The sequence below is a fragment of the Kitasatospora aureofaciens genome (genome assembly GCF_001188955.3).
In the GTDB taxonomy this organism is placed as follows: Bacteria; Actinomycetota; Actinomycetes; order Streptomycetales; family Streptomycetaceae; genus Kitasatospora; species Kitasatospora aureofaciens.
The window spans coordinates 137,563-153,871 of sequence record NZ_JPRF03000032.1; the positions used below are offsets into that span (position 1 = coordinate 137,563).

A 16,309-nucleotide genomic window follows, 5' to 3' on the forward strand; every position below is an offset into this window, starting at 1 on the left:
GGCTCTCAGGCGACCCCGAACCACTCTTCGGCGAGGCCGTCCAGGGTCCGCGCCGAGGGCCTCAACTCCCGCAGGTACCACGGCAGGTTGCTGTACACGTGCAGCAGCGTGTACGCCATCAGCAGCCGGGGCTCGAACGGGCGGCCGTAGGCGGTGAGCAGCTGTCCGAGCAGCTGCGGGTCGGCGCGGGTCGTGAAGAGGCCGACGGCGACCAGGTCGTAGGCCGGATCGCCGATCATCGCGGGCTCGAAGTCGATCAGCCCGGTGAGCCGCCAGTGGCCGGTCGGGTCGGCGATCAGGTGCTCGCGCATGAACTCGGTGTGCAACAGGGACCGTTGTGGCGCGGTCGGCAGCGGGGTGGCGGCGAGGAACCCGGGGATCTGCTCCAACCACGCCGCCGGCAGCCCGCGTTCGCGCTGCCGGTCGACGGCGCCCGCGCGCTGCCGGGCCAGGAAGGCGGGCCAGTCGCCGGGGGCGAGGGCGCCGGCGAGCGGCGCGGCGTCGAGGGAGTGCAGGGCGGCGAGCGCCTCGCCGCAGTCGCGGGCGATCCGCTCGCGGCCGGCCCGGGGGATGCGCGGCCAGGCGGGGGCGAGGCCCTCGCCGTGGAGGCGGGACATCAGGACGTAGCGCCAGCCGTTGACGTACTCGCCCGCCGCCCGGACGGCGGGGGTGGGGATCGGCAGGGCGCCTTCCAGGAAGGTCAGGACGCGCTGCTCGGCCAGGCCGTCCCCGGCGCTGGCCGCCGGGAACAGCTTGAGCACGTGTTCCTCGCCGACCGCGTAGACCGGGACGGACCCCTCCGCGAAGCGGGTCAACGGCCGCCCGCCGAGGCCCAGTCGCGCGCAGAGCGCCTCGGCGCCCGGGCGCATCACCGACTCGTCGGGGACGACCGCGTCCCACTGCTCGTCCGTCTCGACCGGGGGCAGCACGGCGCCACGGTACGCACGCCGACCGCCCTGCGGCAAAGGCTTTTCAGGGCGTGTCGTCACGGCGGCCGCCGCCGCCCGGGACGTCCGCCGGGGCGGGTTCCGGACCGGTGGCCGGGTCGCGGGTGAGCAGGTAGCGGGCGCCGGGGCCGGCCTGGGCGGCCCGGTCGTCGGCGTTGTAGAGGGCGCAGCGGGTGAGCGAGAGGCAGCCGCAGCCGATGCAGCCGGTCAGTTTGGCCTTGAGCAGTTCGAGTTCGGCGATCTGTTCGTCGATCCGGCCCTGCCAGGACGCGGCGACGGCGGTCCACTCGGCGCCGCTGGGAGCGGGGCGCTCGGGCAGCCGGTCGAGGGCGACCCGGGCCTCGTCCAGGGAGAGTCCGACCCGCTGGGCGGCCCGGACGAAGGCGATCCGGCGCAGCGTGCCGCGCAGGTAGCGGCGCTGGCCGCCGGAGGTGCGGGTGGCGTGGATCAGGCCGAGGCTCTCGTAGTAGCGCAGCGCGGAGGCGGCCAGGCCGCTGCGCGCGGCCAGCTGGCCGATGGTGAGCAGGTCGCCGGAGCGCGGGCCGGTGGTGCGGCCGCCGTCGGGAATCGCGGTCATGGGGGCTCACTGTAGCCGCTTGACCTCAAGCTCGCTTTAAGTTGCACGATCGGTTCATGACGACGAAGACAGAGACGGCGGCCCCGGCCCGCTTCGAGGACCTCCAGCCGCTGATGGCCCTGATGACCGGCGACGAGAAGCACGACGTCGCGGCCACCTCCACGCTGGACGCGCTCTGGGTGCTGTACGACCGGGTGCTGCGGGTCACCCCGGACACCGCCGAGGAGCAGGACCGCGACCGGTTCCTGCTCTCCAAGGGGCACGGCCCGATGGCCTACTACGCCGTACTGGCCGCCAAGGGCTTCATCGACCCGGCCGTGCTGCCGAGCTTCGGCGGCTACGACTCGCCGCTGGGCTACCACCCGGACCGCACCCTGCTGCCCGGCGTGGAGATCTCCTCCGGTTCGCTCGGGCACGGCCTGCCGCTGGCCGTCGGCACCGCGCTCGGCCTGCGGGCGCAGGGGCTGACCGACCCGGCGGTGTGGGTGCTGCTCGGCGACGCCGAGTTCGACGAGGGCTCCAACCACGAGGCGATGGCCTTCGCCGGCGCCTACGGGCTGGACCGGCTGCACGCGGTGGTGATCGACAACTCCTCGGCCACCCACGGCTGGCAGGGCGGGATCGCCCAGCGGTTCGCCGCCGAGGGCTGGTCGACCGCGACGGTGGACGGCCGGGACCACGAGGCGCTGCACCGGGCCTACACCACCGCGCACCCGGGCCGCCCGCACGTGGTGGTCGCCCGGGTCGAGCCGAAGTACTCCTGATCCCCGAAAGCCCCTGATCCAGCCAGCACCACGAAAGTGAAAGGCACGTCACCGATGGACACCATGCGCGAGCGCTTCGTCGACGTCACCACCCGTCTCCTGGACGAGGACCCCCGGCTGGCCGTGGTGCTCGCCGACATCACCGCCGCCGCCTTCGAGCCCGCCCGCGAGCGCCACCCCGACCGGGTGGTCAACGTCGGCATCCGCGAGCAGCTGCTGATCGGCGCGGCCGGTGGCCTGGCGCTCAGCGGCATGCGTCCGATCGCCCACACCTTCGCCAGCTTCCTCGTCGAACGGCCCTTCGAGCAGCTGAAGTTGAGCCTGGTCCACCAGGGTGTCGGCGCCGTCCTGGTCAGCGCGGGCGGCTCCTACGACAACCCGGCCGCCGGTCGCACCCACATGTCCCCGGGCGACGTCGCCCTGCTGGACACCCTCCCGGACTGGACGGTGCACGTTCCCGGCCACCCGGAGGAGGCCGAGCAGCTGCTGCGCCACGCCGTCGCCGACGGCGACCGCAACGTGTACGTCCGGCTCTCCAACCACCAGAACGCCGCGCCCGTCCCGGTCGAGCCCGGCCGCTTCGCCACCGTGCGCACCGGCTCGCGCGGTGTGGTGCTGGCCGTCGGCCCGATGCTGGACGCGGTGCTGGCGGCCACCGAGGGCCTGGACGTCACCGTGCTGTACGCGGCGACGGTGCGCCCCTTCGACACCGCCGGGCTGCGCGCCGCACTGGGCGAACGGACGGACGTGGTGCTGGTGGAGCCGTACCTGGAGGGCACCTCGGCGAACGAGGCGCACGCCGCGCTGGCCGACCACCCGCACCGGGTGCTGGCCCTGGGCGTGCCGCGGGGCGAGCACCGGCACTACGGTTCGATGGCCGAGCACCTGGCCGCGTACGGCCTGGACGCCGCCTCGCTCAAGGAGCGGATCGCCACCTTCCTCTGGTGAGCGGTCAGGTGCTCACGACGGCGACGGAGTCGGCGTCCAGCCGCACCGCCCCGCCCTCCAGGGCGGCCGCCCCGAAGGCCGCCACCACCTCCCGCCCGGCGGCCGCCAGTGGCAGCACCGCCCCGCCCCGGCCGAGGTTGACCGCCACCCGGTACGGCCCCCGGTGCACCACCAGCCAGCCCGCCGCCTCGTCGAAGTCGACCCGCACCGCGCCGAGGTCCGGGTCGGCCAGCTCGGGGCGTTCGCGCCGCAGCCGGATCAAGGTCCGGTACCAGCCGAGGAGTTCGGCGTGCGGGGCGCGCCGGGCCTCGGTCCAGTCGAGGACCGAGCGCAGTACGGTGGCCGGCTCCTGCGGGTCCGGGACGGCCTCGGCGGCCCAGCCGTGCTCGGCGAACTCCCGGCGCCGGCCCTGCCGGACGGCCTCCGCGAGGTCCGGGTCGGTGTGGTCGGTGAAGTACTGCCAGGGGGTGGCGGCGCCCCACTCCTCGCCCATGAACAGCATCGGGGTGAACGGCGAGGTGAGCACCAGCGCGGCCCCGCAGGCCAGCCGCCCGGCGGGCAGTGAGGTGGAGATCCGGTCGCCGAGCGCCCGGTTGCCGACCTGGTCGTGGGTCTGGAGGTAGCCGAGCAGCCGGTGGCCGCCGCCGGGGCCGAACGGCCGTCCGTGGGTGCGCTCGCGGAAGGAGGACCAGGTGCCGTCGTGGAAGAACCCGCGCCGCAGGGTCTTGGCCAGCGCGGCGAGCGGTTGGCGCGCGAAGTCCCCGTAGTAGCCCTGGGATTCGCCGGTGAGCGCGCAGTGCAGGGCGTGGTGGAAGTCGTCGCTCCACTGGGCGGTGAGGCCCTGGCCGCCAGCCTCGCGGGCGTCGGTGGTGCGCGGGGAGTTGAGGTCGGACTCGGCGATCAGGAACAGCGGCCGGTTGCTCGCGACCGCCAGTCTCTCGACCGCGTGGGAGAGTTCCTCCAGGAAGTGGACGGCCCGGTCGTCCGCCAGGGCGTGCACGGCGTCCAGCCGCAGGCCGTCGATCCGGTAGTCGCGCAGCCAGGCCAGTGCGCTGCCGATCAGGTAGGCGCGCACCTCGTCCGAGCCGGGCGCGTCCAGGTTGACCGCCGAGCCCCACGGGGTGTGGTGCCGGTCGGTGAAGTACGGGCCGTACGCCGGAAGGTGGTTGCCGGACGGGCCGAGGTGGTTGTGCACGACGTCGAGCACCACCCCGAGGCCCTTGCGGTGCGCGGCGTCCACGAAGCGCTTGAGGCCCTCCGGCCCGCCGTAGGGCTCGTGCACGGCCCACAGCGACACCCCGTCGTAGCCCCAGCCGTGCCTGCCGGGGAACGGGCAGACCGGCATCAGCTCGACGAAGTCCACGCCCAACTCGACCAGGTGGTCGAGCTGTTCGGCGGCCGCGTCGAAGGTGCCGCGCGCGGTGAAGGTGCCGACGTGCAGCTCGTACAGCACGGCGCCGGGCAGCGCGCGGCCGTGCCAGCCGGTCCGCGACCAGCGGAAGGCGGCGTGGTCCACCGCCCGGCTGGGCCCGTCCGGGCCGTGCGGCTGCCGGGGCGAGCGCGGGTCGGGCAGCGGTGGGCCGCCGTCCAGCCGGAAGGAGTAGTCGCCCTCGGGGGCCTCGCCCGTCCACCAGCCGTCCCGGTCCGGGCAGCGGGCCAACTCGTGGATGGCTTCACCCACTTGGACGTCGACGCGGTGAGTCGCGTACGGCGCCCACACCTCGTAGCGCGACATCCTCAGCCCCTCCTGCTCAGCAGTGCCACCGGGTACGTCGTCAGCAGCTCCGCCACCGGCACCGGCCCGGCCGGGAAGCTGCGCAGCGACAGCTGGTCCGTCCAGGGGGCGCCGCCCGGCAGCTCCAGCACCTCGTCGCGCCAGCCGCCGGCCCGGGCCAGCCCGTAGGGCAGCCGGGTGACCGCGGTGACCACGTCCTCGCCCCGGGCGAAGGCCAGCAGGTGGTCACCGGCCGGGCCCGCCGCGGCCAGTGGCCGGTAGGCGCCGAGCGGGCCGGAGCGGCGCAGGTGCAGGGCGGTGGCGGTCAGGTGCAGCTTCTCCCGGGCGAGGTCGCCGGGGCGCGGGGCGGCCGCGTCGGTGAGCCGTACGGCCAGCGCGCCGAGGTCCACCACGCCGCGGTTGTCCGGGTCCACCAGGGTGTACAGCGGCTCCTCGCTGCCCTGGTAGAGGTCCGGCACGCCCGGGACGGTCAGGTGCAGCAGGGCGGCGGCCAGCGTGTTGGAGCGGGCGTACGGGGCGAGGGAGTGGACCAGGCCCTCGATCCGGGGCAGCAGTCCGGCGTTGCCGAAGACGGCACGCGCCCGCTGCTCCAGGGCCTGCTCGTACCCGGTGTCGGGGGCCGTCCAGGAGGTGTGCAGCTTGGCCTCGCGGGCGGCCTTGAGCAGGGCGGCGACCAGCCGGTCCGGGGTGATCGGCCAGGCGGCGACCAGGGTGTGCCAGAGCACCCAGTCGGCGTCACGGTCGAAGCCCGGCCCGGCGGCGGTGGACCAGGCGGCGGCCTCGGCGGCCCAGGCATCGGGCTGCTCGGCGAGGACGGCGAGCCGGGCCCGGGCGTCGGCGCTGCGCTTGGTGTCGTGGGTGGAGAGCACCGTCATGCTGTGGGGCCAGGTGCGCTCCAGGTACCGGCACCAGTCGTGGAACTCGACCGGGTGCACCCCGGGCCTGGCCGGCTCGCCGCCGACCTCGTTGAGGCCGGGCAGGGCGTTCCAGCGGTAGAAGGCGGTGTCCTCGACGCCCTTGGCGGCCACGGCGGCGGCGGTCTGGGCGAAGCGCACGCAGAACTCGTCCTTGTCGGCGCTGCGGCCCAGCTCGCCGAGGGCGAGCGCGGCGACCAGGCGCTCGGTCGGGTCCGCGGAGCCGTCCGGGCCGTCCGCGGGGCCGTCCGGGCCGAGCGAGCGGGTGGCCTGCAGCGGGTCGTCGAAGGCGGGCTCCCCGGGCCGCGCGTACGGCCGGTACGTCGGGTAGTCGGTGAGCAGCCGCCGCAGCGCCGCCCGCAGCTGCCCGGGCGCGTGGTCGGCGTGGGCCGGCTCGGCGGCGCCGATCCGCAGCGCGATCCGGACCAGCCGCTCGACCTCGGAGGTCAGCTCGCCGCCGGGCCCGGTCATGTCGGCCCGGCCGCGCCGGGCGGCGGCGACGGCCGGGTGCGGGTCCTGGCACAGGTCGCGGACCGGCCCGCCGTGCAGGAAGGACTCGTAGGCCCCGGCCAGCCGGCAGGCGCCGGTGCGGTCGGTGAGCACGCCGTCGATCCGGCGCAGTGCGTCGTAGCCGGTGGTGCCCGCGACCGGCCAGTCCTGGGGCAGCCGCTCCTCGCCGGTGAGGATCTTCTCGACCACGACGTAGGCGCCGCCGGTGGCGTCGGCGAGGTGCCGCAGGTAGCCGCGCGGGTCGGCCAGCCCGTCCGGGTGGTCGATCCGGAAGCCGTCCAGGACGCCGTCGGCGTGCAGTCCCAGCAGCACGGCGTGGGTGGCGGCGAAGACCTCCGGCTCCTCGACCCGGACGGCGATCAGCTCGTTGACGGTGAAGAAGCGCCGGTAGTTGAGCTCGGTGCGGGCCAGGCGCCACCAGGCCAGCCGGTACCACTGGCGGGCGAGCAGCTCGGGCAGCGGTAGCTGCTCGGTGCCCGGGCGCAGCGGCAGCTCGTGCCGGTGGTAGCGCAGCCGATCACCGTCCACCGTCAGCTGGTCCAGGACGGCGCCGAGCCGGTCACCGAGCAGCGGCAGCAGCACCCGCCCGCGCCCGGGGGCGTCGGCGGGCCCGGGCTGGGCGGTCCAGTCGATGTCGAACCAGCGCGCGTACGGCGAGTCGGGGCCGTCCCGCAGCACCTGCCAGAGCGGCTGGTTGAGGCGCTCGGGGACGGGCACGGCCATGTGGTTGGGCACCACGTCGGCGACAAGCCGCAGGCCGTGCCGGTGCGCCTCGGCGGCCAGGGCGCGCAGTGCGGTCTCGCCGCCGAGCTGCTCGCTGATCCTGGTGTGGTCGACGGTGTCGTAGCCGTGGGTGGAGCCGGGGGCGGCCTCCAGCAGGGGGGAGAGGTGCAGGTGGGAGACGCCGAGGGCGGCCAGGTAGGGGACGGCGGCGGTGGCGTCGTGGAGGGTGAAGCCGGGCTGGAGCTGGAGGCGGTAGGAGGCGGTGGGGGGCGGGGTCGGCGGTGACCAGGGGCGGGTAGCGGCCGGGCGGGGCTGCGCGGGCTCGGCGGCGGAGGTCATAGCTCCATAGGTACCCGGCCGGGGCCGCCGCCAAGACCCGCTGTTGACCCGAACAGGTGAGCGCACGCGGGATCAGGCCGGTCGCTGCAGCACCATGAGCGAGCGGTCGGTGAGCCACAGGGCGTCCCCCGCCTTGACCCGCGCGCCGGTCCCCGGGGCGGGCAGTTCGGGCTGGGCGGTGTCGACCACGATCTGCCACTCCTGTCCGTGGTCGGCGGGCACGGTGAACTCCAGTGGCTCGAAGTGGGCGTTGAACATCAGCAGGAAGGAGTCGTCGACGATCCGCCCGCCGCGCCGGTCCGGCTCGGAGATGGCGTAGCCGTTCAGGAAGACGGTCAGCGACTTGGCGTAGCTGGCGCCCCAGTTGCGCTTGGTCATCTCCTCCCCGGCGGGGGTGAACCAGGCGATGTCGGTGAGGTCGTCGTAGCCGTTCGGGGCGGGGGCCCCGGCGCCGTGCCCCCCGGGTACCGGCCGCCCGTGGAAGAAGCGCCGGCGCCGGAACACCGGGTGGTCGCGGCGCAGCCAGATCATCCCCTGGGTGAACTCCAGCAGCCGGGCCTCCGGCCCCTCGCCCTCGGGCCAGTGCACCCAGGTGAGCTCGTTGTCCTGGCAGTACGCGTTGTTGTTGCCCTGCTGGGTGCGGCCGAGTTCGTCGCCGTGGGAGAGCATCGGCACGCCCTGGGAGAGCATCAGGGTGGCGATGAAGTTGCGTTGCTGGCGGGCCCGCAGCTCCTCGACGGCCGGGTCGGTGGTCGGGCCCTCGGCGCCGCAGTTCCAGGAGCGGTTGAAGGATTCGCCGTCCCGGTTGTCCTCGCCGTTGGCCTCGTTGTGCTTGTCGTTGTAGGAGACCAGGTCGCGCAGGGTGAAGCCGTCGTGGCAGGTGACGAAGTTGATGGAGGCGATCGGGCGGCGGCCGTCGTCCTGGTAGAGGTCGGAGGAGCCGGTGAGCCGGGAGCCGAACTCGGCCAGGGTGGCGTTCTCGCCGCGCCACAGGTCGCGCACGGTGTCCCGGTACATGCCGTTCCACTCCGTCCACAGCGGGGGGAAGTTGCCGACCTGGTAGCCGCCCTCGCCGAGGTCCCAGGGTTCGGCGATCAGCTTGGCCTGGGAGACCACCGGGTCCTGCTGGACCAGGTCGAAGAACGAGGACAGCCGGTCGACCTCGTGGAACTGCCGGGCCAGGGTGGCGGCGAGGTCGAAGCGGAAGCCGTCCACGTGCATCTCGGTGACCCAGTAGCGCAGCGAGTCCATGATCAGCTGGAGCACGTGCGGGCTGCGCATCAGCAGGCTGTTGCCGGTGCCGGTGGTGTCCTCGTAGAAGCGCTGGTCCTGGGCGAGGCGGTAGTAGGAGACGTTGTCCAGGCCGCGCAGCGACAGCGTAGGCCCGAGGTGGTTGCCCTCGGCGGTGTGGTTGTAGACGACGTCGAGGATCACCTCGATCCCGGCCGCGTGCAGCGCCTTGACCATCGACTTGAACTCCTGCACCTGCTGGCCGCGGTCGCCGCCCGAGGAGTAGGAGGAGTGCGGGGCGAAGAAGCCGATGGTGTTGTAGCCCCAGTAGTTGGCCAGGCCGAGGTCGCGCAGCCGGTGGTCGCGGACGAACTGGTGCACCGGCATCAGCTCGATCGCGGTGACGCCGAGCTTGGCCAGGTGTTCGATGACGGCCGGGTGGGCCAGGCCCGCGTAGGTGCCGCGGATCTCCTCGGGGATGCCCGGGTGCAGCTGGGTGAGGCCCTTGACGTGGGCCTCGTAGATCACGGTGCGGTGGTAGTCGGTGCGCGGCGGGTGGTCGGTGCCCCAGTCGAAGTACGGGTTGATCACCACCGAGTGCATGGTGTGGGGGGCCGAGTCGAGGTCGTTGCGGCGCTCGGGTGCGCCGAAGTGGTAGCCGTAGACGGACTCGTCCCAGTCGATGTGGCCGCTCATCGCCTTGGCGTAGGGGTCCAGCAGCAGTTTGGCGCTGTTGTGCCGCTGGCCCAGGCCCGGGTTGTACGGGCCGTGCACGCGGAAGCCGTAGCGCTGGCCGGGCTGGACGCCCGGGAGGTAGGCGTGCCGGACGAAGGCGTCCGTCTCGCGCAGTTCGACGGCGGTCTCCGAGCCGTCCTCGTCGAGCAGGCACAACTCGATCCGGTCGGCACTCTCCGAGAACACCGCGAAGTTGGTGCCGGCCCCGTCGTAGGTGGCGCCGAGGGGGTAGGGCTTACCGGGCCAGACCTGCATGACGTCCTCAACTTCCCTATGCTGTACGGAAACTGGCTTATAGTCCGACGATCTGCCCGGACCCGTGCGCTCTCTTCCCGGCCGGGTGGTCGGGCATGTGCGACGCTCGCGCGCCGTGACGCACGGCACAGCCCGCAATACTCCCCGAGCCCTTCCCCGACGGCCGGGAGATAGTGCCGGGGTTAGTCCGAACGGGTGTCCAGCGGCGAATCCTGTGAAGAATGGGGCGGGTGGTGCGCGCGAGCCCCTCGGCCAACCGGCTGCGGGCGGCTCTCGGCGGGCAGTACCCTTGATCGTCCGGCCGCCCCGGCCGACCGGTGCTTGTCAACGGCCCGTCAACGGACCCCGCGCCCGCGGGGGTCAGCCGCAGATGAGGTGGCGCATGGTGTTCCCCGCTGGCGGGCGAGGCTCCGGGCCCGACGGCCCCGACCGGGGCGGTGCCCGCAGCGAGGCGCCCACGGTCGTCATGCGCCCCACCATGACCGGCCGCGCCCTGGTGCCGGCCCAGGGCGGCCCCGTCGAGGTCCCCGCGCTCGCCTGGTCGGCCGGCGAGTGGGAGGACGCCTACCAGCGGGTCCGGCTCTCCGGTCGCGCCTACGTCTGGCTCAACCTGGTCGAACAGCGGCTGCGCTCCCTCGTCGACGAGGTGCTGCACCCCATCTACGCCCCCGCCCACGGCGAGGACTGGGTCACCGCCGCCGCCGGACCGGCCGGGGAGGAATGGGCCCACCGGGCCGGCGCGGTGCGCGAGGTCAGCCGCCGCAAGGGCTACCTGCTCGACCCGGCCGACGACGACCCGCTGGTCTTCCTCACCCTGCCCCAGCTGCGCGAACTGATGGTGCAGCACTGGCCCTGCTTCGAGCCCTACCTCGCCGACCGGCGCGAGATCGAACTCGCCCTGGACGAGCTGGAAGTGGCCCGGCACGTGGTCTCCCGCAACCGGGTGCTCACCCAGACCGTGCTGGCCCAGACCGAACGCGCCGCCGCCCGGCTGCTCGCCGTCCTCGACGGCGGGGCGGGCGGGGTGCCCGCCGACGTGGTGGAGTCGCTCGTCGCCGGGCGCTACGCGGACGTGGTCGCGGTGCACGCCGACCGGGTCCGGCTGCAGCGCGACCTGCCCGTCGAGGACCTGCTCGACGGCGCCCGCCGCCTGGACGCCCTCGGCATCGGCCTCGGCATGCTCTGCCAGAACTACACCGGCAAGCGGCTCGTCCGCCTGGCCGGCGAGGGCTGCCGGGTGCGGCTGCTGTTCCTCAACCCGGCGAGCAGCGCCGTACGCCGCCGCGAGCGGGAACTCGGCCTGTCCCGCGGCGAGTTGTCCCGATCCATCGAGATGAACATCATGCACGTGCGCAGGGTCCGGGCCCGGCTGCGGGACCAGGGCGGCTTCGAGATCCGGGTCTTCGACGAGACCCCGCGCTTCACCGCCTACCTGGTCGAGGGCCCCCGCCCCACCGGCCCGGTCGCCGGCCGCCGGCAGAGCCGCGACCTCGGCGTCATCCAGCCCTACCTGCGCCGCTCCCGCGGCATGGAGTCCCCGGCCCTGATCCTGCGCGGCGGAGCCGGCCAGCAGCCGGGCGGCACCGAACCGGGGCTGCTGGAGGTCTACCGCGAGGAGTTCGAGGGGATCTGGGCGGACTCCCGCAACGTATCGTGAGACATCCCGTGGTCGGCGGGCCGCCGCCGGTGGAACACTGCGGGCCGTGAACAGCCTCCCCGTCTGGACGCACGACACGGCTTCGAGGTCGTCCACGAGGACCCGATCGACGTCACCATGCACCGGGAGCCGGCCCGACCCCCGCGGGCCCGGCGAGTTGACGGGTGGAGGGTGTGCGACGTCCGGACAGCCATCGGGCGGCAGGCGCCCGAGGCCCGGGAGACCGAGTCGGCCGGGAACCGGGGCGCGGTAGGAACGCGCCCCGAACTCCGGCCCCTCGAACGGCGTCGACAGCAGGAAGCCGGGGAAGCCGTCGGTGCCCGGCGTCGCCCAGCGGTGCAGGACCGCCGGAGCCCGCCGACGGCGGTTCAAGGCCGCGGAGCAGCCGGGACGCCTCCCCGGGCGGTCGGGTTGTCGGTGGGGCGGGTGATGATGGGGGCTGTTTCGCTGGAGGACGGAAGGACACACCTGATGAGCTGGTGGCAGCAGCCACTGGTCGGCTTCGACCTGGAGACCACGGGCACCGACCCGGCCGTGGACCGCATCGTCACGGCCGCGCTCGTGGACACGGTCGGCGCCGTCCGGGTGGAGGCCGCCAACTGGCTGCTCGATCCCGGGGTGCCGATCCCCGCCGAGGCGGAGGCGATCCACGGGATCGGAGACGCGCTGGCGCGCAGCAGGGGGCGGCAGGCCAAGGAGGCGGTGGAGGAGATAGCCGCGGCGCTGTGCGCGCGGATCGCGGACGGGCGGCCGGTGGTGGCCTTCAACGCGCCGTTCGACCTCTCGCTCCTCGACGCCGAGCTGCGCCGGTACGGGCTGCCGACGCTCGCCGAGCGCCTCGGCCGGCCGGTCGGGCCGGTGCTGGACGCGCTGGTGATCGACCGGGCCGTGGACAGGTACCGCAAGGGCTCCCGCACCCTGCAGCGGGTGTGCGAGGTGTACGGGGTGGAGCTGACGGACGCCCACGAGGCGGGCAGTGACGCGCTGGCCGCCGTACGGGTCGCCGTCGCGCTGGCCGGGCGCTACCCGGCCGAGGTGGGGGAGGTGGCGCCGGCCGAACTGCACGCCCGGCAGATCGGCTGGTACCGGGAGTGGGCCGAGGGCCTCCAGGCCTGGCTGCGCCGCGGCAAGGACCCGCTGGCGGTGGTGGATCCGCGCTGGCCGTCCAGAGTGTCCGAGCAGCAGCTGCCGGGGCCGACCGGATGACCGCGGCCGTACGCCCGGCCCGGCCCGGGGACCTGCCCGGCTTCCTCGCCCTCGCCGCCGAGGTCGAGCACTGGTTCGGGCCGATGGTGGCCGAACCCGGCTTCCACCGCGCGGTGGAGAGGTCCGTCGGCCGGGGGAGCGCGACCGTCGTGGCGGACGACCGGGGCCTGCTCGGCGGCCTGCTGTTCGGCGGCGGGCCCCCGCTGCACCACCTGCACTGGCTGGTGGTGGCCGAGCGCGCCCGCGGTACGGGCATCGGCCGGGCGCTGGTGGAGGACGCGCTGCGCAGGCACGTCCGCGCCCCGGCCGCGGTCGAGGTGGTCACCTTCGGCCCCGACCACCCCGGCGCGGTGACCAGCGGCGCCCGGACGTTCTACGAGCGGCTGGGCTTCACGCCCGCCGAGGCCGCCGAGCCCGGACCGGAGGGCGGCTCGCGCCAGGTCTACCGGCTGCGCCTGCCCTGACCGCTACTGAAGGTCCAGCCCCACCGGGTGCGTCACGTCCACCGGGCAGACGAACACGTGCAGTTCGCCGTGCCGCCCGACGCACAGACCAGGGTCGCCGCCGCTCTCCACCGTCAGCAGGTGGTTCATCCGCTCGCCGCAGCGGCCGCAGTCGATCGGGACGAGGTCGGTGGAGTGCCAGGACGGCCAGCCGCCCAGCTTCCAGCCGTCCGCGCGGCCGTGGTCGCGCTGGTACTCGATGCCCTGCCGCGCCGTGAACTCCCTGACGGCGTAGGCGAGTTCCTCTTGCAGCTCGTCCCGGTCGGGCAGGTCGAGGACCTGCTCGGGGCGCAGCGCGCACGGCTGCGGCAGGTAGTAATCCTCCTGGCTGCACCGGGGCGGCGGAGGAGTGGCCGGGGCGAGGTCGGCGGCTCGGTGCCAGTGCAGTTCGACGGCGGGGCCGTAGTAGAACCGCTCGCCCTGGATGTCGTCGTGGTCGTTGGGGCACCAGAGCACCTGGAGGAGGTCGGTGCCCTCCGGCCACGGCAGGTGCGGCGCGTCCTCGGCCCGCAGGTGCGCGAGCGTGATCAGAGCCGTTGGGACGGTGGGGGGTACCGGGGCACTGCGGGGGATCAGGTACTCGTCCTCCGGGTGCCTGGCGGTGCAGTGCGGCCAGGGTGCGCCCACCGCCCACAGCGCCGGGCCGCCGATGCCGCTCGCCCCCGGCACGGGCTGCGCGGCGTACGGGTTGAGCAGGGTGGCGGGCCGCAGGTACTCGGCGAGGCCGGGGACGGCGGCCGCGAGTTCGGCAGGGCTGGGCGCGGGCGCGGTGTGGGTCACGGCGCCCAAGCCTAGGCCCGTCGTCGAACTCCCTTACGCGGCGGGGAGGTCGAAGGTGTACCCCTGGGCGACGAGCCAGGGCAGCAGTTGCTTCAGTGCGGCGACGGTCTGGCTGCGGTCGCCGCCGCCGTCGTGCATGAGGATCACGCCGCCGGGCTTGAGCTGCTGCTGCACGGTGGAGACGATCGCGGGCGCGCCGGGGCGGGCCCAGTCGCGCGGGTCCACGGACCAGCCGAGGGAGGACATCCCGAGCCCGGCCGCGATGTGTTCGTTGTCGGCGTCGAAGCCGCCGCCGGGCGCGCGGAACCAGCTGACCTCGGTGCTGGGCCCGCCGGCCTTGACGATCATGTCGTGGGCGGCGCCGATCTCGTACACCGCCTTGTCGTGGGAGAGCTTCTCGAACGGCTGGGGGTGGTGGACGCTGTGGTCGCAGAGCCGGTGGCCCTCCGCCACCACCCGCTTGACCAGGGCCGGGTTGGCGGCGGCGTTCTGGCCGATCTCGCAGAAGGTGGCCTTGACGTGGTACTGGGCGAGCAGATCGAGGATCTGGCCGGTGGCCGGGCCGGGGCCGTCGTCGAAGGTGAGCGCGACGGTGCGGCCGCCGGAGGCGGTGGAGCCGATCACCTTGGTCGCCGTCCCGGGGTGGGCGGGCGGCGGGGCGGGCGTGCCGGTGGCCGGGGTGGTGGCCGGGGAGGTGGTCCGGGCGGTGGCCGCGGGCTGGGCCGGCGCGCTGGGCGTGCCGGACGCGCCGGGCGTGCCGGACGTGCCGGACGCGCTGGGCGTGCCGGACGTGCCGGACACGCCGGACGTGCCGGGCTTCGCGGCGGCCGACGGGGCGGCCGGGCCGGAGCCGGTGGCACCGTCCGAGCCGGTGGCGGGCGCGGTGGTGGAGGCCGCGGTGCCGGTCGGCTGCTGCTGGGGAGAGGCGGAGCCGGGGGTGGCCGCGGCGGTGGTCGGCTGCAGCGCCCCGCTGGCGGTGCCGCACGCGGACAGGCCCAGGACGGCGGCCACCGCGATGCAGCCCGCGACCAGCCGACTGCGGCCGGCGGCCGGGCGCGCCGGACGGACCGGACGGGCTGGACGGGCTGGACGTATCGGGTGGGCGGGGCGGCGGCGGGCGGCGTTCCGGTGCATGGCGGCGGCTCCTGAGGGGCGGGAAGGGTGCCGATCCATCGGTCCATCGGTCAGGACGACTGGGTGACAGGACGCCGATCGTACGTGCCCCGGTTGCGCGCCGGACCGGTCCGGCCTAAGAGGCTTCTCACACCGGGCCGGGTTTGCGTCCACCGCTCGGAAGGAGTAGCGGTGCGCCCCGTAGAAGGAGCAGCGGTGCGCCCGCTCAGAACGGGTACCACCGCACCTCGGTAGCCCCCTCGCGGAGCGAGGCGACCCGGCGGCCGAACTCGGCGAGCGCCGCCGGGTTCCCGGCCGCCTGCTGGGCGACCCAGGAGGCACTGGCGGTCTCCCGGGCCCCGCGCAGCACCGCGAAGCCGGGCCAGTCCCGTACGTCCCAGCCGTAGGCCTCGGTGAACGCCCGGTACTCCTCGCCCGGCACGCCGTAGCGGTCGTGGCTGAGCGCGAGGACCACCAGGTCGTGCTCGCGCAGGTCGCGCGAGACGTTCTCCAGGTCGAGCAGCACCGGCCCGTCCGGGCCGACGTGGACGTTGCGGGGCAGCGCGTCACCGTGGATCACTCCGGGGTGCAGTCGCGGCACGAGGTCGGGCAGGGCGGCCTCGAAGGCGTCCCGACGGTGGCGCAGGAAGGCGACGTCCGCAGGGTCGACGTGCCCCTCGGCGGAGGCCAGCCAACGCTCGACCGGCGCCAGCAGGTCGCGGCGGCCGAGCGGGAAGGGCGGCAGCGGCAGCCGGTGCAGGGCGCGCAGCAGCGGGGCGAGGTCGGCCGGGCGGGCCGGACGGACGGCGGGGGCGAGCCGGTGCCAGAAGGTGACCGGGTGACCGTCGGCCGACTGCGGTTCGGGCACCACCGCCTCGTACGGGCGGACCACCGGCACGTCCTGCCCGGCCAGCCAGTGCGCGACGGTCAGCTCGCGGTGCGCCCGGTCGTACAGTTCGGGGCCGCGGCCGACCTTGGCGACCACGGCCGGGTCGCCGAGGTCGAAGACGGCGTTCTCGCCGAGCGCGAGCAGCCGGGCGTCGCCCGGGGCGGGGAGTCCGGCGGACTCGCAGGCGTGGGCGAGCAGCAGCCGGGCGCGGTCCTCGTCGAAGGGGATCATGGCTGGGCTCCGTTCCGCCGTCGTCCGTCCGGAGGGCTCCGGACGGAGATCATCATGGCGCACGGGGCGGGGCCGGGACCTTGGTCCCGGGGGGCGGGGTGGGGTTTTCCCTACCCGGGGACCCTGATGCCTCCTCCTCGGAGGTAGGGGGCGGGCTCCACCCTGAGGGGGAGAAGACTCCACCCGGAGCACGAGGTCAAGGGAACTGCGGCCGGGAGAGAATGGGTCGGGGCCGTTCGGGGCGGCCCGCAAC

The 16,309-nt window shown here is 74.6% G+C and carries 13 protein-coding genes; 5 read left to right on the forward strand and 8 right to left on the reverse strand.

Annotation, left to right across the window (positions count from 1 at the left end; translation table 11 throughout):
• Positions 1-5 precede the first annotated feature (5 nt).
• On the reverse strand, positions 6-929 hold the full coding sequence (locus HS99_RS21150; RefSeq protein WP_030551154.1) for a phosphotransferase family protein: 924 nt from the start codon (positions 927-929) through the stop codon (positions 6-8).
• Positions 930-972: 43 nt separating this feature from the next.
• On the reverse strand, positions 973-1,524 hold the full coding sequence (gene soxR, locus HS99_RS21155) for a redox-sensitive transcriptional activator SoxR (protein ID WP_046386780.1): 552 nt from the start codon (positions 1,522-1,524) through the stop codon (positions 973-975).
• Between the two features lie 56 nt (positions 1,525-1,580).
• Between soxR and HS99_RS21160 the strand changes: the two genes are divergently transcribed.
• Both HS99_RS21160 and HS99_RS21165 read left to right on the forward strand, forming a co-directional pair.
• Positions 1,581-2,288, forward strand: coding sequence for a thiamine pyrophosphate-binding protein (locus HS99_RS21160; RefSeq protein ID WP_030551152.1), 708 nt, complete (start codon positions 1,581-1,583; stop codon positions 2,286-2,288).
• 54 nt (positions 2,289-2,342) lie between these two features.
• Positions 2,343-3,236 carry a transketolase family protein gene (locus HS99_RS21165; protein ID WP_030551150.1) on the forward strand — a complete coding sequence of 298 codons (894 nt, stop codon included), beginning with the start codon at positions 2,343-2,345 and terminating at the stop codon, positions 3,234-3,236.
• Positions 3,237-3,240: 4 nt separating this feature from the next.
• Here HS99_RS21165 and treZ read toward each other — a convergent pair whose 3' ends face one another.
• The 3 genes from treZ to glgX form a co-directional block, all read right to left on the reverse strand.
• Positions 3,241-4,971 (reverse strand): malto-oligosyltrehalose trehalohydrolase, encoded by a 1,731-nt coding sequence (gene treZ / locus HS99_RS21170; RefSeq protein ID WP_030551148.1) that lies wholly within the window; start codon positions 4,969-4,971, stop codon positions 3,241-3,243.
• A gap of 2 nt (positions 4,972-4,973) precedes the next feature.
• The gene (gene treY, locus HS99_RS21175) at positions 4,974-7,457 is read right to left on the reverse strand and encodes a malto-oligosyltrehalose synthase (protein WP_051746737.1); all 2,484 of its coding nucleotides are present in this window, start codon (positions 7,455-7,457) and stop codon (positions 4,974-4,976) included.
• A 72-nt stretch (positions 7,458-7,529) separates the two neighbouring features.
• On the reverse strand, positions 7,530-9,677 hold the full coding sequence (gene glgX / locus HS99_RS21180; RefSeq protein ID WP_030281756.1) for a glycogen debranching protein GlgX: 2,148 nt from the start codon (positions 9,675-9,677) through the stop codon (positions 7,530-7,532).
• 382 nt (positions 9,678-10,059) lie between these two features.
• Between glgX and HS99_RS21185 the strand changes: the two genes are divergently transcribed.
• From HS99_RS21185 to HS99_RS21195, 3 genes are all read left to right on the forward strand, one after another.
• Complete coding sequence (locus tag HS99_RS21185; RefSeq protein ID WP_094742868.1) at positions 10,060-11,334, forward strand: DUF5919 domain-containing protein; 1,275 nt, start codon at positions 10,060-10,062, stop codon at positions 11,332-11,334.
• Between the two features lie 471 nt (positions 11,335-11,805).
• The gene (locus HS99_RS21190) at positions 11,806-12,540 is read left to right on the forward strand and encodes an exonuclease domain-containing protein (protein WP_037828831.1); all 735 of its coding nucleotides are present in this window, start codon (positions 11,806-11,808) and stop codon (positions 12,538-12,540) included.
• A complete protein-coding gene (locus tag HS99_RS21195; protein WP_030551145.1) occupies positions 12,537-13,004 on the forward strand; it encodes a GNAT family N-acetyltransferase in 468 nt (155 codons plus the stop codon). Before HS99_RS21190 ends, HS99_RS21195 begins: the two co-directional genes overlap by 4 nt.
• A gap of 3 nt (positions 13,005-13,007) precedes the next feature.
• Here the strand turns inward: HS99_RS21195 and HS99_RS21200 are convergent, their stop codons facing one another.
• From HS99_RS21200 to HS99_RS21210, 3 genes are all read right to left on the reverse strand, one after another.
• The gene (locus tag HS99_RS21200; protein ID WP_030551143.1) at positions 13,008-13,823 is read right to left on the reverse strand and encodes a YwqG family protein; all 816 of its coding nucleotides are present in this window, start codon (positions 13,821-13,823) and stop codon (positions 13,008-13,010) included.
• A 33-nt stretch (positions 13,824-13,856) separates the two neighbouring features.
• Entirely contained in the window at positions 13,857-14,957 is a 1,101-nt protein-coding gene (locus tag HS99_RS21205; RefSeq protein ID WP_078958664.1) for a polysaccharide deacetylase family protein, read from the reverse strand.
• 205 nt (positions 14,958-15,162) lie between these two features.
• Positions 15,163-16,056, reverse strand: a complete 894-nt coding sequence (locus HS99_RS21210; RefSeq protein WP_030551139.1) for a phosphotransferase enzyme family protein — start codon at positions 16,054-16,056, stop codon at positions 15,163-15,165.
• Positions 16,057-16,309: the final 253 nt, after the last annotated feature.

Coding starts and splice junctions, on each gene's coding strand:
- soxR (WP_046386780.1), bottom strand. CDS start 1,524: ATGACCGCGATTCCCGACGGCGGCCGCACCACCGGCCCGCGCTCCGGC.
- HS99_RS21160 (WP_030551152.1), top strand. CDS start 1,581: ATGACGACGAAGACAGAGACGGCGGCCCCGGCCCGCTTCGAGGACCTC.
- HS99_RS21165 (WP_030551150.1), top strand. CDS start 2,343: ATGGACACCATGCGCGAGCGCTTCGTCGACGTCACCACCCGTCTCCTG.
- treZ (WP_030551148.1), bottom strand. CDS start 4,971: ATGTCGCGCTACGAGGTGTGGGCGCCGTACGCGACTCACCGCGTCGAC.
- treY (WP_051746737.1), bottom strand. CDS start 7,457: ATGACCTCCGCCGCCGAGCCCGCGCAGCCCCGCCCGGCCGCTACCCGC.
- glgX (WP_030281756.1), bottom strand. CDS start 9,677: ATGCAGGTCTGGCCCGGTAAGCCCTACCCCCTCGGCGCCACCTACGAC.
- HS99_RS21185 (WP_094742868.1), top strand. CDS start 10,060: ATGGTGTTCCCCGCTGGCGGGCGAGGCTCCGGGCCCGACGGCCCCGAC.
- HS99_RS21190 (WP_037828831.1), top strand. CDS start 11,806: ATGAGCTGGTGGCAGCAGCCACTGGTCGGCTTCGACCTGGAGACCACG.
- HS99_RS21195 (WP_030551145.1), top strand. CDS start 12,537: ATGACCGCGGCCGTACGCCCGGCCCGGCCCGGGGACCTGCCCGGCTTC.
- HS99_RS21205 (WP_078958664.1), bottom strand. CDS start 14,957: ATGCACCGGAACGCCGCCCGCCGCCGCCCCGCCCACCCGATACGTCCA.
- HS99_RS21210 (WP_030551139.1), bottom strand. CDS start 16,056: ATGATCCCCTTCGACGAGGACCGCGCCCGGCTGCTGCTCGCCCACGCC.